23 protein-coding genes are annotated in these 24,605 nt (G+C 57.1%); 5 read left to right on the forward strand and 18 right to left on the reverse strand.

The window, feature by feature from the left end:
• Positions 1–310: 310 nt before the first annotated feature.
• Together purN and purM are read right to left on the reverse strand one after the other, a co-directional pair.
• Positions 311–952, reverse strand: a complete 642-nt coding sequence (purN, locus tag AWR26_RS07015) for a phosphoribosylglycinamide formyltransferase (RefSeq protein ID WP_064564554.1) — start codon at positions 950–952, stop codon at positions 311–313.
• The gene (gene purM, locus AWR26_RS07020; protein WP_043956809.1) at positions 949–1,986 is read right to left on the reverse strand and encodes a phosphoribosylformylglycinamidine cyclo-ligase; all 1,038 of its coding nucleotides are present in this window, start codon (positions 1,984–1,986) and stop codon (positions 949–951) included. Before purM ends, purN begins: the two co-directional genes overlap by 4 nt.
• A gap of 235 nt (positions 1,987–2,221) precedes the next feature.
• On the opposite strand from purM, the gene upp reads away from it, so the two are divergent.
• The 3 genes from upp (at position 2,222) to AWR26_RS07035 (ending at position 5,045) form a co-directional block, all read left to right on the forward strand.
• Positions 2,222–2,848, forward strand: a complete 627-nt coding sequence (gene upp, locus AWR26_RS07025; protein ID WP_043952709.1) for a uracil phosphoribosyltransferase — start codon at positions 2,222–2,224, stop codon at positions 2,846–2,848.
• Between the two features lie 109 nt (positions 2,849–2,957).
• Positions 2,958–4,247, forward strand: a complete 1,290-nt coding sequence (gene uraA / locus AWR26_RS07030) for a uracil permease (RefSeq protein WP_064564556.1) — start codon at positions 2,958–2,960, stop codon at positions 4,245–4,247.
• A gap of 96 nt (positions 4,248–4,343) precedes the next feature.
• Positions 4,344–5,045 (forward strand): DnaA inactivator Hda, encoded by a 702-nt coding sequence (locus tag AWR26_RS07035; protein WP_216637211.1) that lies wholly within the window; start codon positions 4,344–4,346, stop codon positions 5,043–5,045.
• An 83-nt stretch (positions 5,046–5,128) separates the two neighbouring features.
• Here AWR26_RS07035 and arsC read toward each other — a convergent pair whose 3' ends face one another.
• Both arsC and bepA read right to left on the reverse strand, forming a co-directional pair.
• Complete coding sequence (gene arsC / locus AWR26_RS07040) at positions 5,129–5,488, reverse strand: arsenate reductase (glutaredoxin) (protein ID WP_064564558.1); 360 nt, start codon at positions 5,486–5,488, stop codon at positions 5,129–5,131.
• Between the two features lie 12 nt (positions 5,489–5,500).
• A complete protein-coding gene (gene bepA, locus AWR26_RS07045) occupies positions 5,501–6,964 on the reverse strand; it encodes a beta-barrel assembly-enhancing protease (protein WP_064564560.1) in 1,464 nt (487 codons plus the stop codon).
• Positions 6,965–7,187: 223 nt separating this feature from the next.
• Here bepA and AWR26_RS07050 point away from each other — a divergent pair, with 223 nt between their 5' ends.
• On the forward strand, positions 7,188–8,249 hold the full coding sequence (locus AWR26_RS07050) for an AI-2E family transporter (RefSeq protein ID WP_064564561.1): 1,062 nt from the start codon (positions 7,188–7,190) through the stop codon (positions 8,247–8,249).
• Positions 8,250–8,289: 40 nt separating this feature from the next.
• On the opposite strand, the gene focA is transcribed toward AWR26_RS07050, so the two are convergent.
• The 14 genes from focA to AWR26_RS07120 form a co-directional block, all read right to left on the reverse strand.
• Positions 8,290–9,147 (reverse strand): formate transporter FocA, encoded by an 858-nt coding sequence (gene focA, locus AWR26_RS07055; RefSeq protein WP_064564563.1) that lies wholly within the window; start codon positions 9,145–9,147, stop codon positions 8,290–8,292.
• 123 nt (positions 9,148–9,270) lie between these two features.
• On the reverse strand, positions 9,271–11,220 hold the full coding sequence (locus AWR26_RS07060) for a sigma 54-interacting transcriptional regulator (protein ID WP_064564565.1): 1,950 nt from the start codon (positions 11,218–11,220) through the stop codon (positions 9,271–9,273).
• A gap of 267 nt (positions 11,221–11,487) precedes the next feature.
• Entirely contained in the window at positions 11,488–11,901 is a 414-nt protein-coding gene (locus AWR26_RS07065; protein ID WP_064564567.1) for a formate hydrogenlyase maturation HycH family protein, read from the reverse strand.
• Entirely contained in the window at positions 11,894–12,670 is a 777-nt protein-coding gene (locus AWR26_RS07070; RefSeq protein WP_064564568.1) for an NADH-quinone oxidoreductase subunit B family protein, read from the reverse strand. The genes AWR26_RS07065 and AWR26_RS07070 overlap by 8 nt, the downstream gene beginning before the upstream one ends.
• Positions 12,667–13,215 carry a hydrogenase 4 subunit H gene (hyfH, locus tag AWR26_RS07075; protein ID WP_064564570.1) on the reverse strand — a complete coding sequence of 183 codons (549 nt, stop codon included), beginning with the start codon at positions 13,213–13,215 and terminating at the stop codon, positions 12,667–12,669. Before hyfH ends, AWR26_RS07070 begins: the two co-directional genes overlap by 4 nt.
• Positions 13,216–13,226: 11 nt before the next feature.
• Entirely contained in the window at positions 13,227–14,888 is a 1,662-nt protein-coding gene (locus AWR26_RS07080; RefSeq protein WP_139227917.1) for a hydrogenase large subunit, read from the reverse strand.
• 68 nt (positions 14,889–14,956) lie between these two features.
• A complete protein-coding gene (gene hyfF / locus AWR26_RS07085; protein WP_064564574.1) occupies positions 14,957–16,540 on the reverse strand; it encodes a hydrogenase 4 subunit F in 1,584 nt (527 codons plus the stop codon).
• 4 nt (positions 16,541–16,544) lie between these two features.
• A complete protein-coding gene (gene hyfE, locus AWR26_RS07090) occupies positions 16,545–17,195 on the reverse strand; it encodes a hydrogenase 4 membrane subunit (protein ID WP_043952721.1) in 651 nt (216 codons plus the stop codon).
• An 11-nt stretch (positions 17,196–17,206) separates the two neighbouring features.
• Complete coding sequence (locus AWR26_RS07095) at positions 17,207–18,646, reverse strand: hydrogenase 4 subunit D (protein WP_064564576.1); 1,440 nt, start codon at positions 18,644–18,646, stop codon at positions 17,207–17,209.
• A gap of 16 nt (positions 18,647–18,662) precedes the next feature.
• Positions 18,663–19,610, reverse strand: a complete 948-nt coding sequence (locus tag AWR26_RS07100; RefSeq protein WP_139227918.1) for a respiratory chain complex I subunit 1 family protein — start codon at positions 19,608–19,610, stop codon at positions 18,663–18,665.
• Positions 19,611–19,623: 13 nt separating this feature from the next.
• On the reverse strand, positions 19,624–21,645 hold the full coding sequence (gene hyfB, locus AWR26_RS07105; protein WP_064564580.1) for a hydrogenase 4 subunit B: 2,022 nt from the start codon (positions 21,643–21,645) through the stop codon (positions 19,624–19,626).
• The gene (locus AWR26_RS07110) at positions 21,645–22,265 is read right to left on the reverse strand and encodes a 4Fe-4S dicluster domain-containing protein (RefSeq protein ID WP_064564582.1); all 621 of its coding nucleotides are present in this window, start codon (positions 22,263–22,265) and stop codon (positions 21,645–21,647) included. Before AWR26_RS07110 ends, hyfB begins: the two co-directional genes overlap by 1 nt.
• Before the next feature lie 267 nt (positions 22,266–22,532).
• Positions 22,533–23,003, reverse strand: coding sequence for a thioredoxin-dependent thiol peroxidase (gene bcp, locus AWR26_RS07115; protein ID WP_007370874.1), 471 nt, complete (start codon positions 23,001–23,003; stop codon positions 22,533–22,535).
• On the reverse strand, positions 23,003–23,575 hold the full coding sequence (locus tag AWR26_RS07120) for a glycine cleavage system transcriptional repressor (RefSeq protein WP_043952726.1): 573 nt from the start codon (positions 23,573–23,575) through the stop codon (positions 23,003–23,005). Before AWR26_RS07120 ends, bcp begins: the two co-directional genes overlap by 1 nt.
• A 145-nt stretch (positions 23,576–23,720) precedes the next feature.
• Here AWR26_RS07120 and dapA point away from each other — a divergent pair, with 145 nt between their 5' ends.
• Complete coding sequence (dapA, locus tag AWR26_RS07125; RefSeq protein WP_064564584.1) at positions 23,721–24,599, forward strand: 4-hydroxy-tetrahydrodipicolinate synthase; 879 nt, start codon at positions 23,721–23,723, stop codon at positions 24,597–24,599.
• Positions 24,600–24,605 lie beyond the last annotated feature (6 nt).

The raw sequence follows: 24,605 nt of genomic DNA on the forward strand, positions 1-24,605 counted from the left end.
GTTCTTACTCGGGACACAGCCAAGGCCTTTTCGTTCTTACGGTGTCCGCGACTTACAGGTGAACGTTGCTGGCGTCCCTTCGTATGACACAACTTATTATGGCGAGCTTTGCTCACAGAAGTCCAACTGTGCCAAAAAAGTATGACAGTTATCTATTTTCTTGCGTGATGTGATGAAGATATGGCGAGGATAAGAATACATTCGGCGCTTTTGACGCCGGATGGCGGCTTCGCCTTATCCGGCCAATAATCGACCCGGGAAAAGAGTGTAGGCCGGACAAGCATCGCGCCATCCGGCAAGAAAAACAGGCTTACTCGTCAGCCGCATAACCCTCGGGCGGTAAACAAACACCATCCAACCACGCGCTGTTGTCTTTCATGGTCAGGCGACCATCGACGAACCAGCTTACCACTAGCGGATAAATCGCGTGTTCCTGCGCTTGTACGCGGTCAGTGATCTCCTCTTCCGTGTCGCCGTCAAATACCGGGACTTTGGCCTGCAAAATGACCGGGCCGCCATCCAGCTCTTCCGTCACAAAATGCACACTGGTGCCATGTACTTCATCGCCATTTTCCAGCACCTGGCGGTGCGTGTTCAGACCTGGATATTTCGGCAACAGGGAAGGGTGAATATTCAGCAGACGTCCGGCGTAATGGGCAACAAAAGCCGGGCTAAGGATGCGCATGTAACCTGCCAGCACCACCACATCCGGCGCGTAGGCGTCAATTTCATGCATCAGTTCACGATCGAAGGCATCGCGGCTGGCAAACTGCGAGGCAAGAAGGGCATGCGCAGGAATTGCGGCTTCCCGCGCACGTTCAAGGCCGAACGCGTCGGCCTTGTTACTGAATACTGCCCGCAGGGTGCCGTTGATTTTCTTCTGTTTGCAGGCATCGATAATCGCCTGCAAATTGCTTCCGTTACCGGAAATCAGCACCACAATGTTTTTCATTCAATGACCACACGCTCACTGGAATCGGATGCTTTGATAATACCGATTTTCCACGCGTTTTCACCTTTGGCATTGAGCAGGGCGATGGCTTTATCCGCTTCCGTAGCAGGCAGTGCGATAACCATACCGACGCCACAGTTGAAGGTGCGGTACATTTCATGACGGCTTACGTTACCGGCGCTTTGCAGCCAGTTGAAGACCGCCGGCCACTGCCAGGAGGATTCGTCGATAACGGCCTGGGTGTTATCCGGCAGTACGCGCGGGATATTTTCCCAGAAACCGCCGCCCGTCAGGTGAGCGATAGCGTGTACATCAACGTTTTCAATCAGTTCCAGCACCGATTTCACGTAAATACGCGTCGGTTCCAGCAGGTGATCGGCCAGCGGTTTGCCTTCCAGTTGGGTGGTCAGCGGATCGCAGCCGCTCACTTCGATCACTTTACGCACCAGCGAGTAACCGTTGGAGTGCGGACCACTGGAAGCCAGCGCCACCAGCACATCGCCGTCGGCCACTTTGGAGCCGTCAATAATTTCTGCTTTCTCTACCACGCCCACGCAGAAACCGGCCACGTCGTAATCTTCACCGTGGTACATGCCCGGCATCTCTGCGGTTTCGCCGCCAACCAGCGCACAGCCGGATTGCAGACAACCTTCGGCGATGCCGTTGATCACGCTGGCGGCGGTATCCACGTCCAGCTTGCCGGTGGCGTAATAGTCGAGGAAGAACAGCGGCTCAGCACCCTGTACCACCAGGTCGTTCACACACATGGCGACCAGGTCGATACCGATGGTGTCATGACGTTTCAGATCCATTGCCAGACGCAGCTTGGTGCCAACGCCATCAGTGCCGGAAACCAGTACCGGTTCACGATATTTTTGCGGCAGAGCGCACAGCGCGCCGAAGCCGCCCAGACCGCCCATCACTTCCGGACGGCGGGTCTTCTTCACCACGCCTTTGATTCGGTCAACCAGAGCATTGCCTGCATCAATATCAACACCGGCATCTTTATAGCTGAGAGAGGTTTTATCGGTCACTGCTTCAGTCCCCACGCGTTTTCTTGCGGTAGAAATAAAATTCGGCGCAATTCTAGCAGCCCAGGCAAACGTTTGCGAGCCTATTATTGCCGGGCGTACCTTATAAGTTCCGATATACTATTTTCCAGCCTGATTGATCGCGATCAAGCGGCTACCTGTAGCACAACGGAAAAAAAGCGGTATAATCCGGCGATTTTTTTTGTGGCTGCCACCTGTCAGGGGAAAGGAGAAGAGTATGAAGGTCGTGGAAGTTAAACACCCACTCGTCAAACACAAGCTTGGGTTGATGCGTGAAAACGATATCAGTACCAAACGCTTTCGTGAACTCGCCTCAGAAGTGGGCAGCCTGCTGACGTATGAAGCGACGGCTGACCTCGAAACCGAAAAAGTGACCATCGAAGGCTGGAACGGCCCGGTGGAGGTTGAGCAGATCAAAGGTAAAAAAATTACCGTGGTGCCGATTCTGCGCGCCGGTCTGGGCATGATGGAAGGCGTGCTGGAGCATGTGCCGAGCGCGCGCATCAGCGTGGTCGGTATCTACCGTAATGAAGAAACGCTGGAGCCGGTACCGTACTTCCAGAAACTGGTATCCAACATCGATGAGCGTATGGCGCTGGTGGTTGATCCGATGCTGGCGACCGGCGGTTCAATGATCGCCACTATCGACCTGCTGAAAAACGCGGGCTGTCACAGCATTAAGGTGCTGGTGCTGGTTGCCGCGCCGGAAGGTCTGGCGGCGCTGGAGAAAGCGCACCCGGACGTCGAACTGTATACCGCGTCGATCGACAAAGGCCTCAACGAGCACGGCTACATTATTCCGGGCCTCGGCGATGCCGGTGACAAAATCTTTGGTACGAAGTAACGCATGACAAATCGAAAGCCGACTTTGATAGTCGGCTTTTTTTTGGATTCATAAACTGCCCGCCGCAAAGGACGGGGAGATAAACAACAACACTCAGAGGAAAAACATTATGACGCGCCGTGCTATCGGGGTGAGTGAAAGACCGCCGCTTTTGCAGACGATCCCGCTTAGTTTGCAGCACCTGTTCGCCATGTTTGGCGCGACCGTGCTGGTGCCAATCCTGTTCCACATTAACCCGGCCACTGTGCTGCTGTTCAATGGTATCGGGACGCTGCTTTATCTCTTCATTTGTAAGGGGAAAATTCCGGCTTACCTCGGTTCCAGCTTTGCGTTTATCTCGCCGGTACTGCTGCTGTTGCCGCTCGGTTATGAAGTGGCGCTGGGCGGTTTCATTATGTGCGGCGTGTTGTTCTGCATCGTCTCCTTTATTGTTAAGAAAGCCGGTACCGGCTGGCTGGATGTGATGTTCCCGCCTGCGGCAATGGGCGCTATCGTGGCGGTTATCGGCCTGGAGCTGGCCGGCGTGGCGGCGAATATGGCGGGTCTGCTGCCGGCTGAAGGCCAGAGCGCGGATAGCAAAACGGTGATCATTTCGATTGTCACGCTGGGCGTAACGGTATTTGGTTCGGTGCTGTTCCGTGGCTTTATGGCGATTATCCCGATTCTTATCGGCGTGCTGGCGGGCTATGCGCTCTCCTTCGTCATGGGCGTTGTCGATACCACGCCGATCGCGCAGGCGCACTGGTTTGCGCTACCGACGTTCTATACTCCGCGTTTCGAGTGGTTTGCCATTTTCACCATTCTGCCTGCGGCGCTGGTGGTGATTGCCGAGCATGTGGGTCACCTGGTGGTGACGGCGAATATCATCAAAAAAGATCTGATCCGCGATCCCGGCCTGCATCGTTCGATGTTTGCTAACGGTTTCTCGACGATCATTTCCGGCTTCTTTGGTTCCACGCCGAACACCACCTACGGTGAAAACATCGGTGTAATGGCCATCACCCGTGTTTACAGCACCTGGGTTATCGGCGGCGCGGCTATCATCGCGATCCTGCTCTCCTGCGTCGGCAAACTGGCGGCGGCGATCCAGATCATCCCGGTTCCGGTCATGGGCGGCGTATCGCTGCTGCTGTACGGCGTGATTGGCGCATCCGGTATTCGCGTATTGATTGAATCGAAAGTCGATTACAGCAAAGCGCAAAACCTGATCCTCACGTCCGTCATCCTGATCATCGGCGTCAGCGGCGCGAAAGTGCACATCGGCGCGGCGGAACTGAAAGGCATGGCGCTGGCGACCATTGTTGGCGTCTGCCTTAGCCTGATCTTCAAACTGATTAGCGTACTGCGCCCGGAAGAAGTGGTGCTGGACGCGCAGGACAACGACGCCGCGAAGGGTTAATGCCTGCCGTTTGAACCGGGTTTCGCGCCCGGTTCAAACCTTGCCATGTTTTATGGTAAACTCGCTGCGTTTTTTGTAAGCCCTGTTGAGGTCCCTCTGAACACACCGGCACAGCTCTCTTTGCCATTATATTTACCCGATGATGAAACCTTCGCGAGTTTCTGGCCGGGTGATAACCCCTCTTTACTGGCGGCGTTGCAAAACGTTCTGCGCCAGGCACACAGCGGATACATCTATTTCTGGTCGCGTGAAGGCGCCGGGCGTAGCCATTTGCTGCACGCCGCGTGCGCGGAGCTCTCCAGACGCGGCGATGCCGTTGGCTATGTGCCGCTGGATAAGCGCACCTGGTTCGTGCCGGAAGTGCTGGAGGGGATGGATCAACTCTCGCTGGTGTGTATCGATAATATCGAATGCATTGCCGGTGACGAGCCGTGGGAAATGGCGATCTTCAACCTCTATAACCGCATTCTTGAACAGGGCAAAACCCGGCTGCTGATCACCGGCGATCGTCCGCCGCGCCAGTTGAATCTTGGCCTGCCGGATCTGGCTTCGCGCCTGGACTGGGGGCAGATCTACAAGCTGCAACCGCTCTCCGATGAGGACAAATTGCAGGCGCTGCAACTGCGAGCACGCATTCGTGGCTTTGAGTTGCCGGAAGATGTGGGCCGTTTTCTGCTCAAACGGCTGGACAGAGAAATGCGTACGCTGTTCGATACTCTCGACGTGCTGGATCGCGCTTCCATTACCGCCCAGCGCAAGCTGACCATCCCGTTTGTGAAAGATATTCTCAAGTTATAAATCATGGCCGCATGGCGGCGATGTCTTATCCGGCCTGCGCGGTTTACAGGCCCGGTAAGCGTAGCGCCACCGGGCAAGCACATTTAACCTGTAATTTCTAAAACCTGCTCCGGCGGACGGCCGATACGCGCCTGGCCGTTAGCTACCACAATCGGGCGCTCAATCAACTTCGGGTTATCCACCAGCGCCTGCACCAATTCCTGTTCGGATAATTGGTTATCACCAAGGTTCAGGGATTTATACAGATCCTCTTTTGTGCGCATCAGTTCCCGCGCGCTGGACATGCCGAGCATCTGCAGCAGTTGTTTGATGGTTGCCGCATCCGGCGGCGTCTCCAGATAGAGCACCACCTGCGGCTCGATGCCATTCTCTTTCAGCAGGTTCAGGGTTTCACGGCTCTTTGAGCAGCGAGGGTTATGGTAGATTTGCACCGCGTCTGACATCTCTTCTCCTTGTTACATCTTCTGATACGGTTTGAAGCGCTGCTGCAACTGGCGCAACTGATCAATACGCGCATCATAACGTGCCTGTTGCAGGCTGCCGAGTTTCACCTGCGAACTGGCGCTGCTCAATAGTGTGATGGCTTGATCCAGTTTGCCCACCAGCGCCAGGCCTTCCGCGCGGGCGGCCAGCTCCTGGTCGCGATTGCCGAGCGCGGCTTCCGCCTGCGCCAGCAGATCCCAGCCATTCACATCATCTTTATAGGTAAAGGTGTAGCGGTTGAGGATCCGCGCCGTTTCCGCCGGTTGACCGCCTTCCAGGTAGGCGTTCGCCAGGTTGAGCTGCAACACCGGGTTGGTTTTCAAGTCGCTGGCGGCGTTCAGGCGCTTAATCGCATCGGCGCTTTTGTTCTGTCCCAAATCGATATCGGTCGCCAGATCGAGATACCAGGCGTTATTCGGATCGGCGCTCAGCAACGGTTGCAATGCTTTCGCCGCTTCAGGGAACTTTTTCGCTTCCATTGCCTGCAAGGCGCGGCCATATTGCGCGGCGCGCTGCTCACGCACATTGCCTTTCGACCAGCCATCCAGCAGATCGTCGGTCAGTTGGTTACGCCCGGAGTTATACATGCCGAGCGCTCTGACTTTGGCCATGTAGAACGCTTCCGAAGACTGAACCACCACCGGACGCATCTGGTTGGCGCGGTTACGCGCATCGGCAAGGCGGCTTTCCGGCAGCGGGTGCGTTAACAGAATTTCCGGCGGACGGGTCGAATAGCGCGACTGATCGAGCAGCTTTTCGAGGAACGTCGGCATCGCCTGCGGGTCGAAACCGGAACGCTGCAGCACCTGGATGCCGATACGATCCGCTTCCTGCTCGTTCTGCTGGGTAAAGCTGATCAGGCCCTGCTGCGTACCCGCCAGCGTCCCGGTAAGTGCCGCCATCCCAGCCTGCGGGCTGGCCATGGCTAACAGGATTGAACCCAGCGCGCCGGCCCAGGTGAGCGGGGCGCTGCGTTTTTGATCTTCCATCGCGCGCGCCAGGTGGCGCTGCGTGACGTGGGAAATTTCGTGCGCCATCACCGAGGCGAGCTGGCTCTCGTTGTCCGTGTAACGGAAAAGCGCAGAGTGCAACACGACATTACCGCCGAAAAAGGCGAAGGCGTTGATTTCGTCGTTATTGACGAGGAAGAAGTGAAAGGGGGTTTTTACCGAGTCAGCATGTGCCACCAGCCGCATGCCCAGCGCATTAATGTACTGCACCAGCAGCGGATCGTTAATCAGCGGCGCACTGCCGCGCAGCTGGCGCACATAGTAGTCGCCCATCTGCATCTCCTGGCCAATGGAGAGCGTACTGCCGGCGGACGTGCCCATGTCTGGCAGGCTGTCTGCCGAATCGGCCCATGCCGGAATAACCGTACCTGCCGCCACTGTAGCGATAAGGGTTGCGACCAGCGTTCGTTTCAACTGCCTGAACATAACCTCACCTGTATATTTGAAAACACCTGTATGACCGGATTTTTCTTGCGTCGTTCCGGCTTAAATGCCCGGCAAGTTTAGCGGTCTTCGCCGGGAAAAAACATCCCGAACGGTCGCCTGTTATGTTTCCCGTAAAGCGTACGAAAAGCGAAGTCTTTTTTGTGACATTTCGATACAATTCCACTTCTTACCCCTCAGCCCACAAGGCTCATGAAGGAACGTTATGCTTGAAATGTTGATGCAGTGGTATCGCCGTCGCTTCAGCGACCCGGAGGCGATTGCGCTGCTGGTCATTCTGCTTGCCGGATTCTGTATTCTCTTCTTCTTTAGCGGCCTGCTTGCGCCGCTGCTGGTGGCGCTGGTTATCGCTTACCTGCTGGAGTGGCCAACCGTTCGTCTGGAAAGAATCGGCTGTTCGCGCAGCTGGGCGGCGTCGATTGTGCTGGTGCTGTTTGTCGGCATTCTGCTGGTGATGGCCTTTGTGGTGATGCCGATAGCCTGGCAGCAAGGAATTTACCTGATCCGTGACATGCCCGGCATGTTGAGCAAACTCTCTGATTTCGCCGCCACGCTGCCGCGCCGTTATCCGGCGCTAATGGATGCGGGCATTATTGATGCGATGGCGGAAAATATGCGCTCGCGCATGCTGACAATGGGCGACTCGGTGGTGAAATACTCCCTCGCTTCGCTGGTGGGGCTGTTGACGCTGGCGGTCTATCTGGTGCTGGTGCCGCTGATGGTCTTCTTCCTCGTCAAAGATAAAGAGCAGATGCTCAACGCTGTGCGCCGCGTCTTGCCGCGCAATCGTGGGCTGGCGGGGCAGGTGTGGAAAGAGATGAACCAGCAGATCACCAACTATATTCGCGGCAAAGTGCTGGAGATGATTGTCGTCGGCATCGCTACCTGGATTGGTTTCATTCTGTTTGGCCTTAATTATTCGCTGCTGCTGGCGGTACTGGTCGGTTTCTCGGTGCTGATCCCTTACATCGGCGCTTTTGTGGTCACCATTCCGGTGGTCGGCGTGGCGCTGTTCCAGTTTGGCCTCGGCACTGAGTTCTGGAGCTGCTTTGCGGTGTATCTGATTATTCAGGCGCTGGACGGCAATTTGCTGGTGCCGGTGCTGTTCTCCGAGGCGGTAAACCTGCACCCGCTGGTGATCATTCTGTCGGTGATCATTTTCGGTGGGCTCTGGGGTTTTTGGGGCGTTTTCTTTGCCATTCCGCTCGCCACGTTGATTCAGGCGGTGATCCACGCCTGGCCGGATTCGCCTGCCATCGAAGAGTAGCGCTACCGGGCGGCGCACGCGCAGCCGCCCGGCATCGGGCTTAATGCCCGGCATGGTCATTACGCAGATAGATAATCCAGTACGTCACGCCGACTAACACCCCGCCGCCAATAATATTGCCAAGGGTAACCGGAATCAGGTTATCGGTAATCACCTTGCTGACGGTTAACGCCGGGAAGTTATCCGGTGAACTGTGCACCGCCGCCCAGAAACTTGCCGGGGCGAAATCGCGGATAATGACCGCCAGCGGCAGCAGAAACATATTGGCAATGCTGTGTTCAAAACCGCTGGCGACAAACATGCCGATCGGCAGCAGCATCGCCATAATCTTGTCCGTCAGCGTATGGCCGGAATAACTGATCCACACCGCCAGGCAGACCATCAGATTACACAGCGTCCCGAGGCACACCGCCTCAATAAAGGTGTGATGCATTTTATGATCGGCGGTTTGCAGCACGTTCAGCCCCCACAGGCCGTTGCTGCTCATCGTCTGCCCGGCAAACCAAATTAGCGCGACAAAAAACAGCGCGCCGACCAGATTGCCAAGATAAACAATGATCCAGTTGCCGATCAGTTGCCGCCAGCTTATCAGGCCGCTGGCTTTCGCCATCACCGTCAGCACGGTTGAGGTAAAGAGATCCGCGCCGCACACCACCACCAGAATAAGCCCCAGCGAGAAACAGACGCCGCCCGCCAGTTTTGCCAGCGCGGTGGCAGGCGCAGGCCCGCTAGTGACGGTGATATAAAAGACAAAAGCAATCGAGATAAATACGCCCGCCGTTACCGCGAGAAAGAACGACAACTCTTTCTTCTTGCTGACTTTATACAAACCTGACTGTTCGGCGACTTTTGCCATTTCCGCAGGAAGTCGCAGGTCAAACGCGCTGCCGGTATCCATTTGATTCTCCTGATGCAATGTCAATGAAGGCGTGGCTTCAGGCCACTCGCCGTCATATGCATAGCCCGTACCAGCCGGGGCAGGAGAATCAGCGGGAAAGTGTCAACCCGTTCACAGAAATGATCACAGCACTTCGCGTACCGCAATACCGAGGCGCTGCATGCGCGATAACAACGTGGTGCGCTTCATGCCAAGCCGCGCAGCCGCACCGCGAGGGCCGGCGACGATGCCGTTGGTTTCGCGCAGTACCTGAATAATGCGCGCCCGCTCCTCTTCGTCATTTTCCGGCGGTTCGGGGTGCATCATCTCCGCCACTTTCGGCAGCGGGAAGGGAAAAGGATCGTGAACCACCGGCTGCACCATACTGACCGGCTGCGCATTGAGGTGCAGATTCAGCGTGTTATCGCGTGAGAGCAGCACCGCGCGTTCAATCACGTTCTCCAGCTCACGCACGTTGCCGGGCCATTCGTAGCGCATTAACTGGCGGAGAGTCTCCGCCGGGATGGTATCAATGGTGCGGTTCAGGCGACGCGCCAGTTTCTGCGTGAAATAGCGCGCCAGCAGCGGAATATCATCCGGGCGCTCGCGCAGCGGCGGCAGCACCAGCGGGAAGACATTCAGGCGATAAAAGAGATCGTTGCGAAACTCGCGGTCGATCACCATCTGGCGCAGATCGCGGTTGGTGGCGGCGATCACCCGCACATTCACCGGGATGGTTCGGTTGCCGCCGATGCGTTCGATCTCGCGCTCCTGCAATACGCGCAGCAACTTGGGTTGCAGTTCAAGCGGCATATCGCCGATCTCATCAAGGAACAGCGTGCCCTCATCGGCCATTTCAAAGCGTCCGCGATGCGTGTTGATCGCGCCGGTAAAGGCGCCTTTGTCGTGACCAAACAGCTCGCTTTCCAGCAGGCTGGAGGGGATCGCGGCACAGTTGATTTTCACCAGCGGTTTATCTTTACGCGGGCTCATCTGATGCAGCGCGCGGGCGATGATCTCTTTCCCGGTGCCGGTTTCGCCGAGGATCAGCACCGTGCTGTCGCTCAGGGCGACAATATTGACCTGCTGGAGCACATCGCGCATCGCCTCGCTCTGGTAAATAATGTCGCCGAAACTCTGGCTGGAGGCGATCTGCTCGTTGAGCTGACGGTTTTCGCTGTTCAGATTCTCTTTCAGATGGATAACTTTGCGGTACGCGTCGGCATTATCGACGGCGATACCAATTCTGTCGGCGATCTGCTGTAGCAATCGACAATTTTGTTCGCTGAAAACGGATGCCTCGTGGTGCGCCAGTAGCAGCACGCCCGTGGACTGGTGGCTGTAGGCCAGCGGCAAAATAAACACCGTGTTCAGCCCCTGCAGCGCCAGTTGGCTGAGCATCGCATCGCTGTGCCACAGCGCCGCATCCTGATCCTGCTGGAGCAGCGCGCTGTGATGTTCGTTCAGTGCGGCCAGCAACACCGGGCTTTCGCTACGTAGCGGGAATCGCTCCGTCTCAGGCGGGCAACTGGGAAAATGGGTGACGTGGCAGTTAAGCTGGTGTGAATGCAGCGTATCGCGCAGTACCATGCGAATATTATCGATGCCGAAAAAGCGGTGGATCTCCTGCGAAACATCCGCCACCAGATCGTCAAGATCGAGGTGCGACAGCACCGAGTTAGTGATGTCCACCAGTACCCGGTGATGATCGCGCTCTTCGCGCAACGCCGTAACCGACTGGCGGAGTTTTTCGCTCGCCAGCATCTCCTCCAGCGCCTGCGTCGCCAGCCGCGTCAGCCAGGCAAACAGCGCATTCTCTTGCGGATTGAACGTGCCGCCGTCGGTGCGCACAAAGCGCAGTTCCGCCACCTCGCTGCCTTCCAGCAGCACCATATGCAGCGAACTGTCGCTGATTGTGCCGCTGTATTCGGCCGTGCAAAACGCCGCGCTGCCATCATCAAAACAGCGCCAGAAAGGGGCGTTATTGAGACGTAATTCAATAAACTGCACGGGGCTGAAGGGGGGCGGCAGGGGGATAAACGCCTGAAGAAGTGAAGCCTTTTCATTCTGTTCCAGCAACTGCTGTAAGATCATGGATACGTCGCCCTTCCAGATTTAGCGAGCGTCATTTATGCCGCAGGTGCGTTGCCTTTCCTTGCCTGGCTGATGCCAGATTCGCTGCGTTTTCCCTGACTGCAACCTGAATGACCTGCTAAAAAGCATGCAAATAAAAGCAGTTTTCTCACCAGTTAACCGGTTTTCACTGTTGTTATGTCCTCGGACGTAAAAACCAGCACAAGGGTACAATACCCCTCTAATTTGTAATGTTACAGGCTTCACGTATAAACAAGGTGAATGAAATTAATCCACCCGGCGCACCATTAAATAGAGTGCGGGTTCGTTGGCCATATCCTGTAAGTGTTGTAATAGCTGGCGGCTCCAGCCGCGCCACGGTTCCTCCGCCGTTTTGGCCAGCCGCGCGAAATCGGGTGCCAGCAGATTGACATGGCTGGCGTCGATAACAATTTCGCCGAAAGTGAGCAGCCCCTGCATTTTGCGCCGCGCATCGGCGTCTTCCATCAGCGGCAGCCACTGTTGATAGGCGTCCAGCGGGCAGGCCAGCGCGACGTTGAGGCAATCGATCACCCCAACGTGATGACCAATAGCCAGCGAGTAGTACATCACCTGGCGGCTTTTCTCCTCCAGTTCAACGCTGTCATCGACAAACTTTTGCCGCAGCGTCCAGAACATCACCTGCGCCGTTTGCTCAGACATGGTGGCGCTCCAGCTCACGCATTAATTGCTGCACGATCACTGTCAGCCGGGGATCCGCCGCCTGTTGCAGCCAGGCATTCACCCGTGATGCGCGCTGGCCGATCTCGCCTTCGCTCAGCAACGCAAAAAGATGATCGACGATTTCGCGCCCCTGGCGATAACCCGCCAGTTGCCGCGCCTGGCGCTCAAGGGCCACGCGCAGCGCCAGCGGCAGGGCAGGCCAGTTGACGCTGGCCGTTTCGTCAGGTGTCTGGATATGGTCAACCGCGTGCAGTTTCTGCTCCAGCAGGCCTAGCGCTACCGCGAAACCATGAATGGTGGCCGCTGGTGTCGGCGGGCAGCCGGGGATCCAGACATCAATTGGCACGATGGTGTCGCTGCCGCCCCACACGCAGTACAGATCGTGGAAAATCCCGCCGCCGACGCCGCAAGCGCCGTAGGAGATAGCAATTTTATGATCGGGCGCGGCATCCCAGGCGCGTAAGGCGGGCATGCGCATCGCGCGGGTCACCGCGCCGGTAAACAGCAAGATGTCGGCGTGGCGCGGCGAAGCCACCACTTTGATGCCAAAGCGCTCGGCGTCGAACAGCGGCGTAATGGCGGCGAAAATCTCGATTTCACAGCCGTTGCAGCCGCCGCAATCCACACGGTAAACATAGGCGGAACGCTGGATATCGCGCAGTAGAAGCTGTTTGATTTTTTGCGCTGACTCATCAAGCTGCACCGGCTGGCTGACATGCTGCGACAGTATCTTCAGGTCGGAACTCATGCTTGCTCCTCAAGATAGTAATGAATGTTGGTGCTGTTGTGGTGTTCCAGCGCGGCGCGACGCCGACAGGCCGGGCAGATGCATGCTTGCGCACGCAGGGAATCGGCCAGTTGCGGGTTGTTCTGGCTGAGTGTCAGCAGTTCAACCGCCAGCGCGACCGATTTTTCCGGCGCGAAAGGCACGCCGCATTCGGTGCAGTGCTGCAAACGAAATGTCGCGCGCACATACAAATCGGCTTTGCGGGTGACCGCCAGTTCAAACTCTTCTGACAAATGGATCGCCCGCGTCGGGCACACCTCTTCGCAACGGCCGCAGTAAATGCAGCGGCCAATAAACAACTGCCAGACGCGGCGGTTTTCCTCTGGCGTGGTTTCCATGGTCAGCGCATTTGCCGGGCAGGCGGTGGTGCAGGCGCCGCAGGCAATGCATTGCAACGGATCCAGTTCGGGTTTACCGCGAAAACCGGGGCACACCTCCAGCGGTGCAAACGGGTATTTCACCGTGGGTTCGCCCGCCCTGAGAATGGTCTTCAACAATTTCAGCATCGTTTCTTTCCTTACTTCAGCGGCGAGTGGCGACGTTCAATGCCGTAACGTTCGATCTCTTTATAGGGCACGGTCGTCGATTTACGTTTACGCACGTCAACCAGCGTGACGCGGTCCGTGCACGAGTAGCAGGGATCGAGGCTGCCGATAATTAGCGGCGCGTCGGAAACGGTGTTGCCGCGCAGCATATAGCGCAGCACCGGCCAGTTGGCGTAGGTGGCCGCACGGCAGCGCCAGCGGTAGAGCTTCTGGTTGTCGCCGAGCATGCTCCAGTGCACATCTTCCCCGCGCGGCGCTTCAACATAACCGAGGGCGAATTTATGCGGCTGGTAGCTGAAGCCCTCGGTCAGCAGCGGCGTATCCGGCAGGTTATCGAGGCCAAACTCAATCATCGCCAGCGAATCAAACACCTCTTTTACCCGCACCATCACGCGCGAGAAGACATCGCCATCCGGCCAGGTGAACAGGGTTTTCGGCAGGCTGCCGTAGTCGGCGTAAGGGTGATCGAAGCGCAGATCGCGGGCGAAACCGCTACCGCGAATTAGCGGCCCCACCGGGCTGAAATCCCGCGCGACCTGGCGGTCAAGAATGCCGACGCCCTGGGTGCGCTGTGCCATGTTCGGCGTCGAGAGCAGCATATCCACCAGTTGTGTCACTTCGGCGCGCATCTCTTTCACCAGTTGGATGGTCTTCACGCGTTGCTCTTTCAGAATGTCGCGGCGAATACCGCCAATCAGGTTCAGACCGTAGGTTTTGCGCGAGCCGGTCAGCAGCTCCGCCATGGTCATCGACTTCTCGCGGATGCGGAAAAACTGCATAAACCCGGTGTCGAAACCGACAAAGTGGCTGGAAAGACCAATGTTAAGCAGGTGGCTGTGCAGCCGCTCCACTTCCAGTAACACCGAGCGGATGGTGTGCGCACGCTGCGGCACCACAATGCCCAGCGCGTTTTCCACCGAGGTGGTGTAGGCGACGCTGTGGGCAAAACCGCAAATACCGCAAACCCGATCCGAAAGGAACGTCACTTCGTTATAGCCCATGCGGGTTTCCGCCAGTTTCTCCATGCCGCGATGCACATAGAACAGACGGTAATCGGCATCGACAATCCGCTCACCATCGACAAACAGACGGAAGTGGCCTGGTTCGTCAGAAGTGATATGCAGCGGGCCAATTGGTACGATGCGCGCAGAATTGCCGCCATCATTGATAAAGGTGTAATTTTCCGTGTCGCTGGTCGGTTCCGGGCGCAGGCGATAATCCATGGTGTCTTTGCGCAGCGGATGCAGATCGTCCGGCCAGTCGTCCGGTAAGACCAGCCGACGTTGATCCGGCAGGCCGACCGGGATCAGCCCGTACATATCGCGGATCTCACGTTCGCCCCACACGGCAGCGGGCACGCGCGGCGTCACCGACGGGAATTCCCGCGTATTGGCATCAACCAGCGCCTTCACCACGATCCAGCACTTTTCCGCCCCTTCCATCGACAGCGCGTAATAGACCGCATAATGGCCGTTCAGGCTGCGTTCGTCGTTGCCAAACAGTACCGGCAACCAGCCATCATGCTGGTAATAGAGATAGTGAACAATCTCCGGCAACAGGTTGATTTTCACCGTAATGGTGACTTGTTCGAAGGTCTGGCGTTCCTCTTCCAGCACCGCGCCGGGAAACTGCATTTTCAACGCCGCAAGGCAGGCATTGCCGCGCGGCTGCTGGTGGTTCACGCTTGCTAAATAACTCACTTTCACTCTCCCTGGACGTGCGATGGTGTTGCCGATGTGGCGGTAGTCTCAAACGTGGCCCACAGCCAGCTCAGCCGGGTGGGGCGCTCATCGTCGCCGGACAGTACGATGCTTGAGGCACCGGCCAGCAAACGGCTGACCGGCTGTGGAATATGGGTGCCCATCACCAGCATCATCACCAGTAACAGCACCATCGGAACGGTGGTCAGCCAGCCCAGTTCACCGCTGGCAACCTGTTGCGGCGGCGTGGCGAACAGCACTTTGGCGACCATGCGCACCAGCCCGCCAAGCACCAGCGTCAGCAGCAACAGCAGTACCAGCGTTACCACCAGGTGCTCAGCCGCCAGCCCGGCGGTGACGGTCATAAATTCACTGAGGAAGATGTTGAATGGCGGCATACCGCCGAGCGCCAGCGCACCGCCACCAAGCAGCACGGCGGTCAGCGGCATCACTTTCAACATGCCGCACACCACATCCAGATTGCGGGTACCGTACTTCAGCAACACATTGCCGGAACCGCAGAACAGCAGCGTTTTGGCGAGGCTGTGATTGAGGGTATGCAGCAGCGCGGCGAAGATGCCGAGCGGCCCGCCGATACCGAGCGCCACTGCCACCAGCCCCATATTTTCCACGCTGGAGTAGGCCAGCAGGCGTTTCATATCCTGCTGAACCAGAATGAAGAAGCCGGCAACGCCAACCGACAGCATGCCGAACACCAGCAGGAGCGTATTCGGGAAGCTGTCGCCAATGGCGTGACAAATAATGATGTAGTAACGAATCAGCACCAGCAGCGCGCAGTTGAGCAGCACCGCCGAGAGCAGGGCGCTCACCGGGCTGGGCGCTTCACTGTGCGCATCCGGCAGCCAGGCGTGCATCGGGAAGAGGCCGGTTTTCGTGCCAAAACCGATCAGCACAAAGACAAATGCCAGCACCATTAATGTCGGGTCGAGTTTGCTGCTCTCTTTCAGCACTTCCGTCCAGAAAATGGCGTGATCCGGCTCGGCCATAAAGCTGGCGGCATTGGCGTACACCAGCACGGTGCCGAACAGACCAAACGCCACACCAACGGTACAGATGATGATGTATTTCCACGCCGCTTCCAGCGAGGAGCGCTGGCCGTAAATACCCACCAGAAATGCTGAACTGAGGGTGGTGGCTTCAATTGCTGCCCACATCACAATCAGGTTGTTGCTGGTCACAACCAGTAACATGGTGAACAGGAACAGATGAAAGAAACCGTAGTAGTAACAGAGCGTGGATACGCTGATCTCGCCGTGATCAACTTCATGGCGCATATAGCCAATCGAATACAGCCCGGTGAGAAAACCGATAATTCCCAGCAGCGACAAAAATAGACCGCTCAAACTATCAATGTGCAGCCAGCGGTGCGCGCCGAAGATTTCCCCTTCCTGCACGGCTTCTGCCACCGTCCACAAAGCGACAATCAGTAACAGCGTAATGCCCAGTGAGTGCACCACCGTGACCATCGTCCGCGCCGCATTCCCGCTCAACCGGCAGGCAAAACAGAGCGCAGAGACAACCAGCGGCGTCAACAGCAACAGCGTGAACATCAATGCATGACTCATGGTATTACCCCTTCAGCGCCGTGAGGTTGTTAACATCCAGCGTGCCGTGGGTGCGCCAGATTTTCCTTGCCAGCAGCGCCATCACAATCACGGCGAAAATGGCATCCGTCGCGATACCGATCTCAACCAGTTCCGGCGCGCGCCAGGCGAGCAGCGCCAGCACCAGGTGCGAGCCGTTTTCCATCAGGCAGTAGCCGAACACCTGGCGCAAAATGTTGCGCTGGCTGATGATGCACAACAGACCTAACAGGAAGTGGCCGAGGGCGACGGCGAGCGCTGGTTTAAGCTGGGCGACCATCGGCAGTTGTACCGGACGGACGACAAACCAGCACAGCAGCACAATGGCGGCAGCCATCAGCACCAGCGTCGCCGGGCCAAACAGCCGTTCCCCTGCGCCATCCGGCGCCATCTTGCGAAACGCATAACCCATAATCAGCGGCACCAGCAGCACCTTGGTGAAGAAGGCGCTGAACGACCACATCAGCAGTTGTTCCGCATCCAGCAACTGCGACAGCGTGAAAAAGATGGAGACCAGCACCAGTGATTGCAGGGCATACAACCAGCAGGAGACGGAGTAGCGTCTGGCGCAGGTGACCAGCAGCGAGGTGAACATCATCAGCCCCGCCAGATTGTTAACAAGCAAAGTTCCCGTCATCATCGACTCCCTTATCCAAGCCACGCCGCAGCAATCACGCTAGAGCACAGCGACATCACAATCAGAATGACCAGCACCAGTTTCATTGCCCACGGCAACGGTGCGGCCTGTGCCACCTCTTCACTCGCTTCGCCCGGTACGACGCGGCCAAACCAGTAGATAAACCAGCCGAAGCTGGCGACCGATTCCACCAGCGCCAGCACCATCACCGGCAGCAGGATCGGGTAGCTATTCGACAGCGCGAACCCGGCGGCAAAGAGGGGAAATTTGCTGAAGAAGCCGTTAAACGGCGGAACGCCAGTGATGGCCAGCGCGGCAACGCAAAAGCCGATGCCCGCCAGCGGCAGCGTGCGCATCACCCCACGCAAGCGCGGCAACAGGCGCGTGCCGCAGCTATAGCTCAGTGCGCCAGCAACGAGGAAGAACAGGCTCTTGGCGAACGCGTGGTTGAAGATGTAAACAATCCCCGCTTTGAAGGCCAGCGGCGAACCGAAGGTGGAGAGCGACAGCGCGAGGAAGATCCACGCCAGTTGCGAAATGGTTGACCACGCCAGCAGCCGCTTCATATCTTTTTGCGGCAGGTACATCAAAAAGCCGTAGACCATCGTTATCGTCGCCATCGTCACGCCGACCCAGCCGATGACATGCGGTATCTGGCCGCCTTCGGCGATGGCGCGGGCGAAAATATAGACGCCGACTTTCACCATTGACGCGGCATGTAAGTAAGCGCTCACCGGGGTTGGCGCTTCCATCGCATCCGGCAGCCAGGCTTGTAACGGCAACTGGGCTGATTTCCCCCAGGCGGCAAACAGAATGCCGCCATACACCAGCAAGGTTGGCGTGCCCTGCAACTGGCTGATGGCGCTCAGGGCAAAGGTGCCGGTGTTGAGGAACAGCGTGGCGGCGGCCAGATATAATCCCAGCGAACCAACATGGGTGATCAGCAGCGCTTTCATGGCCGCGCGCTGTGATTTTTCGCTCTGGTAATAGCTGATCAGCGCCCAGGAACAGCCACCGGTAATTTCGAAAAACAGCAGTTGTCCCAGCAACGTCGAAGAGAGCACCAGCCCGGACATCGCGCCGATAAAAATCAGCAAAAAGGCGTAGTAGCGGTTGCTGCCATCGTGCGGATGTTCGCGGTTACCGCGCGTCAGATAGCCGGTTGAGTAGAGCGCTACCAACAGGCCGAGGAACACCACCACAAACAGGATCAGTGTGCTGACGCGATCGACCGTGAGGCCAAACAGTGCTATCTGGCCTGCCGCCAGCAGCGGAATATCCACCGCTTCGCGCCCGGCACTATAGAAACTGAGCGCCAGCGACAGCGTCGCCGCCGTCGCCAGCAGGGCAAACAGCGTGGCGAGCTGCGGGGCGGTTCGCCGGGGAGCCAGTGAGACGATCAGCGCGCCGATAAAGGGCAGCAGCAGCGTCGTCAAAGCAAGAGTTTCCATCGTTTTCCTGTGCTCCTTACAGACCGGTTAACCAGAGAACATACGACAGCGCAGCCAGACTGAAGCCGAGCCAGGTAAGGTGATGCGTCAGCAAAAAGCGTCCGCGCGCCAGCGAGTTCTCCACCAGCGACGCCAGAACGAACACCACCAGCAATTTGATAAGCGTGATAACCAGCGACAGCACTATCGCGCCGATGCTCAGACTGGCGGCATTGCCGAAGGGGAAAAACAGCGCCAGAAACAGCGCGGCCATTACGACCTGTTTCAGCCCGATGCCCCATTTCACCAGCGCCAGACCCGCACCGGAGTATTCGGTCAGCGGCCCTTCCTGCAACTCCTGTTCGGCTTCTGCGACATCGAAGGGGATTTTGCCCATCTCAATAAAGCAGGCGAACCCGCAGGCGAGTAATGCCAACAGCGTGGCGACCGGCGAGATCCAGCCTGATGCCAGCGTGTTGCTGATGGCGCTGATATTGGTGGAACCGGCCAGCAGCGCCAGCACCAACAGCGAAAGGATCAACATCGGCTCCACCAGGATGCCCAGCGTCAGTTCGCGGCTGGCACCGAGGCCGGAGAAGGGGCTACCGGTATCAAGGCCGGAAAGGGCAAAGAAAAAGCGGAACAGCGCAAAAAGATAAATCAGGGTGATCAGATCGCCTGCGCCAGCGAAGGGCGAGGTGCGGATAAACAGCGGTAATGTCATCGCTACCAGCAACATACTGCTGAGCAGCACCCACGGCATCACGCGGAACATCAACCCGGAAGAGGCGGGTGCCACTGCCTGGCGTTTCAAAAGTTTTTGCAGGTCGCGGTAATCCTGCCAGATCCCCGGCCCGCGCCTTGAGTGCATACGGGCGCGGATCTGGCGCGAAATACCGGTAAACAGCGGCGTCAGCGCCAGTAACAGGGCAGCCTGGCACAGCGCAAACACCCCCAGTGACCATGCAGAAGTCTGTTCTAACATCGTCATTCCCTCCTCACAGCGCAATCGTCAGCAGCAGGATCACCAGCGCGGCAATCATATACAGGCAATAGAGACGGAAATCCCCGCTTTGCAGGTACTGCACCAGACGGGCAATACGCTGAGTCATGCTGACCAGCGGGCGGATAATTTTGTCGTCCCAGAAGGGTTCGGTACGGCTGGCTATCTGCGTAATGCCTCCCAGGCTTTGTTGCAGAGGCGTGGTGGGATCGAGCTGTTTACGCAGGCGATACAGCGGGCCGAACATCACCCGCAGCGGCTGGGTAAAGCTGCCTGCTGAAGGTGCCATGCCTTTCTCCCATGCGTAACCGCAGGCCCAGGCATCGCCGCTGCGTCGCCAGTTGCCGCGCGTCTGGCGGTTGATGTACCAGAACAGGCCGGGCAGTAGCGGCAGAGCAATCAACAGCAGGAACAGGGTGGAGGGTGTCAGCATGGCCTGTTGTGCGTCGCCGGGAACCAGCGTTGCGCCCTGAGTGACGGCAAGAGACGTGCTGGCGGTAAGTGAAAGCGCAACCTGCAACAGGTGCGGCGCGACGACGCTGGCACCGACGCCGCACACAATGCAGAGCAGCGCCAGCGCCAGCATGGCGGCAATCATTGGCCACGGCACTTCCCGCGCCTGATCGGCTTTTTCACTGCGCGGGTTACCGCAGAAACTAATGCCGTAAACTTTGACGAAGCACATCGCGGCCAGCGCCCCGGTGATCGCCAGCATCACTATCGCGACGGGACCGGCGAGGCGCGGAATGATGGCGTCGATGCGCGTCAGGGAGAAGAGCGATTGGTAGGTGTACCACTCGCTGATAAAACCGTTGAGCGGCGGCATTGCGGAAATGGCGAGGCAGCCCACCAGAAATGCGCCCGCTGTCCACGGCATCCGTTTCGCCAGTGCACCCATTTTTTCCATATCGCGGCTGTGCAGACGGTAGATAATCGCCCCGGCGCCAAGAAACAGCAGCCCTTTAAACAAGGCATGATTGAGCAGGTGGAACAGCGCGCCCAGCAGGCCGACAGCGGCAATCACCGGTTGGTGCAGCGCAATCCCCGCCATGCCGACGCCGACGCCCATCAAAATGATGCCGATGTTTTCCACCGTGTGCCACGCCAGCAGGCGTTTGATGTCGTGCTCGGCCAGCGCATACAGTACGCCGAGCACCGAAGAGACTGCGCCAAAAGCCAGCACCACCACGCCCCACCACAGCGGAATGCCGCTATGACCGAGCAGGTCGATGCCGACTTTGATAATGCCGAAGATACCGATTTTCACCATTACGCCGGACATCAGCGCCGAGGCGTGGGACGGTGCAGCCGGGTGAGCGCGTGGCAACCAACTGTGCAGCGGCAACATCCCGGCTTTGGCACCAAAGCCGAAGAAGGCGAGCAGGAACACCGCCGAAGCGGTACCCGGTGACAGCGACAGGGTACGGAAACTGGCGAAATCCAGGCTGCCGCTTTGCCGCCACATCAGGAAGAAGGCGATCATGATCAGCACAGAACCGGCGTGGGCAATAAAGAAGTAGAGCATCCCGGCGCGGATCGATTCGTCATCCTGGTCGGTGATAACCAAAAACCACGAGGCCAGCGACATCATCTCGAACAGCACAATGAACCAGAAGGCGTTGTCCATCACCACCAGCCCGACCATCGAGGCGATAAACAGGTTCATAAAGAACCCCATCGCACCCGGCCCTTTACCGAGGTATTCGCGGACATAGGCCAGCGAATAAAGCCCGCACAGCGTGACCAGCAAGGAAATCACCAGCAGCATAAAGGCACTGAGATTGTCGAGGCGCACCATAAAATGGGCGAAATCAAACGGCCCGGCGGCCTGCCAGACGAGCGTTTCGCCGCCGCCAAGTGCGACCAGTGCGCTGGCAATACCTAATAATCCGCCGAGCATTGCCGAGATGCCGGCGACGTTGATGGCCAGAATTTGCTGACGGGAGAGCAACAGCGAGGCCACGCCGCCAGCAACGTACAGCACGATTGACCACATCAATAATTGCAGTGCATCCATTAGCGTTGCTCCGACGAAGGGGAAACGGCCGCGAAAGTGATCTCTGTCGAACTCAGAGCGGCCAGCTCTCTGCGGGTTTTTAATTGCTTAAGCATCGCGGAATCCGTCACCAGATGCAGGGCGTTGGTCGGGCAGGCACGCACGCAGGATGGTCCTTCCGGCAGGAAGTGGCAGAGATCGCATTTCACTGCGATGGTCTGCACGCCCGCATTCCAGCGCAAAAAAGGGTGGTCGGTGTTCGGGCTGGCGGGCACATCGCGCAGTTGCTCTTCCGGCAAATGATGTTCGTAACGCGCGGGAATATTCAGTGGACGGCTGCCGGATGGCGTGATCGCGCCGAATGGGCAGACCAGACCGCACAGCTTGCAGCCGATACACAGAGTTTCATTGAGATAAACCGCCTCATCCTGGAAGGAGATGGCGTTGACCGGGCACACCTGTTTGCAGGGCGCGTCGTCGCAGTGGCGGCAGAGCACGGGTGCGGTTTTCGTCTGCGTTCGCACCAGTGTGAGCCTCGGATGCTGTTGTAATCCCTGAAGTTTATGGGCATCCGAACACGCAGCAAGGCAGGTGTTGCATCCTATACACCACTCGGGATCGGCAATCACAAAGCGGTTCATGACGGCTCCTTGTTAATGAAGGCAAAATTCGTTGAACCTGCCTTAGCACAAGGTGTGCCAGAATGTTAAATCTTTATATTTCAGGTGGTTGTGTGTTTTTGCGTGGCCGGGAGCGGACAAAAGTGATGGTCAGCGCTGAGCGAAAAATAATCTGTCGGCACTAGTGTCGAGGCGCGGGGACGAAATGTGATCGACTTCAAATAAGGCGCGAAGAGAGAAGCGAGAAGGGCGAATCGGGGGGATTCGCCCTCGGAAAAGGAGGCGCAATCAGGCGTTTTCTTTCAGCCAGTTCAGCACGATGTCGTGGTGGTTGCTGGTTTTGAAATCATCAAACACATGTTCAATTTTGCCGTCTGCATCCACGAGGAAGCTGATACGGTGAATGCCGTCGTAAGTTTTACCCATAAAGGATTTTTCACCCCAGACGCCAAACTGCTCGCATACCTGATGGTCTTCATCAGACAGCAGCGTAAAATTGAGCAACTCTTTTTCGGCAAAACGGGACAGTTTTTCAGGCTTATCCGTGCTGATACCCAGCACTTCTACGCCCGCTTTCTTCAACTCGTCCATGTTATCGCGCAGGCCGCAGGCCTGGACAGTACATCCTGGTGTCATCGCCTTCGGGTAGAAGTAAACCAGAACACGCTGTCCCTGGAAGTCGGTCAAATTTACTTGTTCTCCGTCTTGATCGGGCAAGCTAAATTTCGGTGCAATATCACCGGCTTTCAGTGGATTCATTACTTAACTCCATCCTGTTCATCATGCTGAGAATAGTTAACGACGTTTATACTGCCTTGCGCGTGCAGTTCTGTACATAGGGCTTTGAACGCCTGCTCAATATTTGATGCGTCTTCTGAGGCCGGGCTGTGAGCGGTGATCTGGATAAATAACTGCGGGACATCATCTTTATTTCCCGGCTGCGTGCGCGAAACCAGCTCGGCAATATTCATCTTGTGTGCGTCAAACAGCGCCGTAAAGCGCTCGATCAAATGCGGTGAATCAGGAACGTCAACCTGCACCCAAACGGTGGCGGGCATATCAGGGCGTGGACGGGCGTCGGTACGCTTCATGACGATGAGTAAATCCAGCTCTGCGCCTTTCAGCGGCAGGGTGGATTCAATCAACGTAATGGCATTCCACGACCCGGAAAGCAACATAATAAAAGTGAACTCTTCCCCCAGCATCGCCAGGCGACTGTCTTCAATATTACAACCGCAGCTACTGACGTGGCGTGTGATCGTGTTCACAATGCCAGGCCGGTCGGCCCCCAGCGCAGTGATAACCAAAAAATGTTGTGATGAGGTCGTCAAACCTGTGCTTCCTGTCAAACGTGAGGTAATCATAAGGAAAGCATAAAAAAAACCGGCATACAACCGCCACTGAGCCTCAGGTCTCTTGCTTTTCTTACAGCACCGCACGTACCATTGAGAATCTTGTTAGCACAGAGGATGGCCCATGTTCACGGGAAGTATTGTCGCGCTTGTCACGCCGATGGATTCGCAAGGTAAAGTCTGCCGCTCAAGCCTGAAGAAACTGATTGATTATCATGTCGCCAACGGAACCTCGGCGATCGTATCGGTAGGGACTACCGGTGAATCCGCCACGCTAAGCCACGAAGAACATGCCGATGTGGTGATGATGACCGTGGAACTGGCCGAAGGGCGCATCCCTGTTATTGCCGGGACGGGCGCAAATGCCACCGCAGAAGCCATCAGCCTGACGAAGCGCTTTAATAACAGCGGCATTGTTGGCTGTCTGACCGTCACGCCGTATTACAACCGTCCTACTCAGGAAGGTCTGTTCCAGCATTTTAAAGCCATCGCCGAACATACTGACCTGCCGCAAATTCTGTATAATGTGCCGTCGCGTACCGGTTGCGATATGCTGCCGGAAACCGTGGGTCGCCTGGCGGAAATTAAAAATATTGTCGGTATTAAAGAAGCAACCGGGAACTTAACGCGTGTTCATCAGATCAAAGAGCTGGTTTCAGACGACTTTATTCTGGTGAGCGGTGATGATGCCAGCGCGCTGGACTTTATGCAGCTCGGCGGCAACGGCGTTATTTCCGTGACCGCTAACGTCGCGGCGCGAGACATGGCCGAAATGTGCAAACTGGCGATCCAGGGGCATTTCGCCGAAGCGCGCGTGATTAACCAGCGTCTGATGCCGTTACACAACAAACTATTTGTCGAACCCAATCCGATCCCGGTCAAATGGGCATGTAAGGAGTTGGGACTTGTAGCAACCGATACGCTACGTTTGCCGATGACGCCGATCACCGATAGCGGTCGTGAGGTTGTCCGTGCAGCGCTTAAGCATGCCGGTCTGCTGTAAAGTTTA

The sequence above is a fragment of the Kosakonia oryzae genome (assembly GCF_001658025.2).
Classification (GTDB): Bacteria; Pseudomonadota; Gammaproteobacteria; order Enterobacterales; family Enterobacteriaceae; genus Kosakonia; species Kosakonia oryzae.

Bases quoted from the DNA above. Each gene is read 5' to 3' on its own strand.
- purN (WP_064564554.1), bottom strand. From the start codon at position 952: ATGAAAAACATTGTGGTGCTGATTTCCGGTAACGGAAGCAATTTGCAG.
- upp (WP_043952709.1), top strand. From the start codon at position 2,222: ATGAAGGTCGTGGAAGTTAAACACCCACTCGTCAAACACAAGCTTGGG.
- uraA (WP_064564556.1), top strand. From the start codon at position 2,958: ATGACGCGCCGTGCTATCGGGGTGAGTGAAAGACCGCCGCTTTTGCAG.
- arsC (WP_064564558.1), bottom strand. From the start codon at position 5,488: ATGTCAGACGCGGTGCAAATCTACCATAACCCTCGCTGCTCAAAGAGC.
- bepA (WP_064564560.1), bottom strand. From the start codon at position 6,964: ATGTTCAGGCAGTTGAAACGAACGCTGGTCGCAACCCTTATCGCTACA.
- AWR26_RS07050 (WP_064564561.1), top strand. From the start codon at position 7,188: ATGCTTGAAATGTTGATGCAGTGGTATCGCCGTCGCTTCAGCGACCCG.
- focA (WP_064564563.1), bottom strand. From the start codon at position 9,147: ATGGATACCGGCAGCGCGTTTGACCTGCGACTTCCTGCGGAAATGGCA.
- AWR26_RS07060 (WP_064564565.1), bottom strand. From the start codon at position 11,220: ATGATCTTACAGCAGTTGCTGGAACAGAATGAAAAGGCTTCACTTCTT.
- AWR26_RS07065 (WP_064564567.1), bottom strand. From the start codon at position 11,901: ATGTCTGAGCAAACGGCGCAGGTGATGTTCTGGACGCTGCGGCAAAAG.
- AWR26_RS07070 (WP_064564568.1), bottom strand. From the start codon at position 12,670: ATGAGTTCCGACCTGAAGATACTGTCGCAGCATGTCAGCCAGCCGGTG.
- hyfH (WP_064564570.1), bottom strand. From the start codon at position 13,215: ATGCTGAAATTGTTGAAGACCATTCTCAGGGCGGGCGAACCCACGGTG.
- AWR26_RS07080 (WP_139227917.1), bottom strand. From the start codon at position 14,888: ATGCAGTTTCCCGGCGCGGTGCTGGAAGAGGAACGCCAGACCTTCGAA.
- hyfF (WP_064564574.1), bottom strand. From the start codon at position 16,540: ATGAGTCATGCATTGATGTTCACGCTGTTGCTGTTGACGCCGCTGGTT.
- hyfE (WP_043952721.1), bottom strand. From the start codon at position 17,195: ATGACGGGAACTTTGCTTGTTAACAATCTGGCGGGGCTGATGATGTTC.
- AWR26_RS07095 (WP_064564576.1), bottom strand. From the start codon at position 18,646: ATGGAAACTCTTGCTTTGACGACGCTGCTGCTGCCCTTTATCGGCGCG.
- AWR26_RS07100 (WP_139227918.1), bottom strand. From the start codon at position 19,610: ATGTTAGAACAGACTTCTGCATGGTCACTGGGGGTGTTTGCGCTGTGC.
- hyfB (WP_064564580.1), bottom strand. From the start codon at position 21,645: ATGGATGCACTGCAATTATTGATGTGGTCAATCGTGCTGTACGTTGCT.
- AWR26_RS07110 (WP_064564582.1), bottom strand. From the start codon at position 22,265: ATGAACCGCTTTGTGATTGCCGATCCCGAGTGGTGTATAGGATGCAAC.
- bcp (WP_007370874.1), bottom strand. From the start codon at position 23,003: ATGAATCCACTGAAAGCCGGTGATATTGCACCGAAATTTAGCTTGCCC.
- dapA (WP_064564584.1), top strand. From the start codon at position 23,721: ATGTTCACGGGAAGTATTGTCGCGCTTGTCACGCCGATGGATTCGCAA.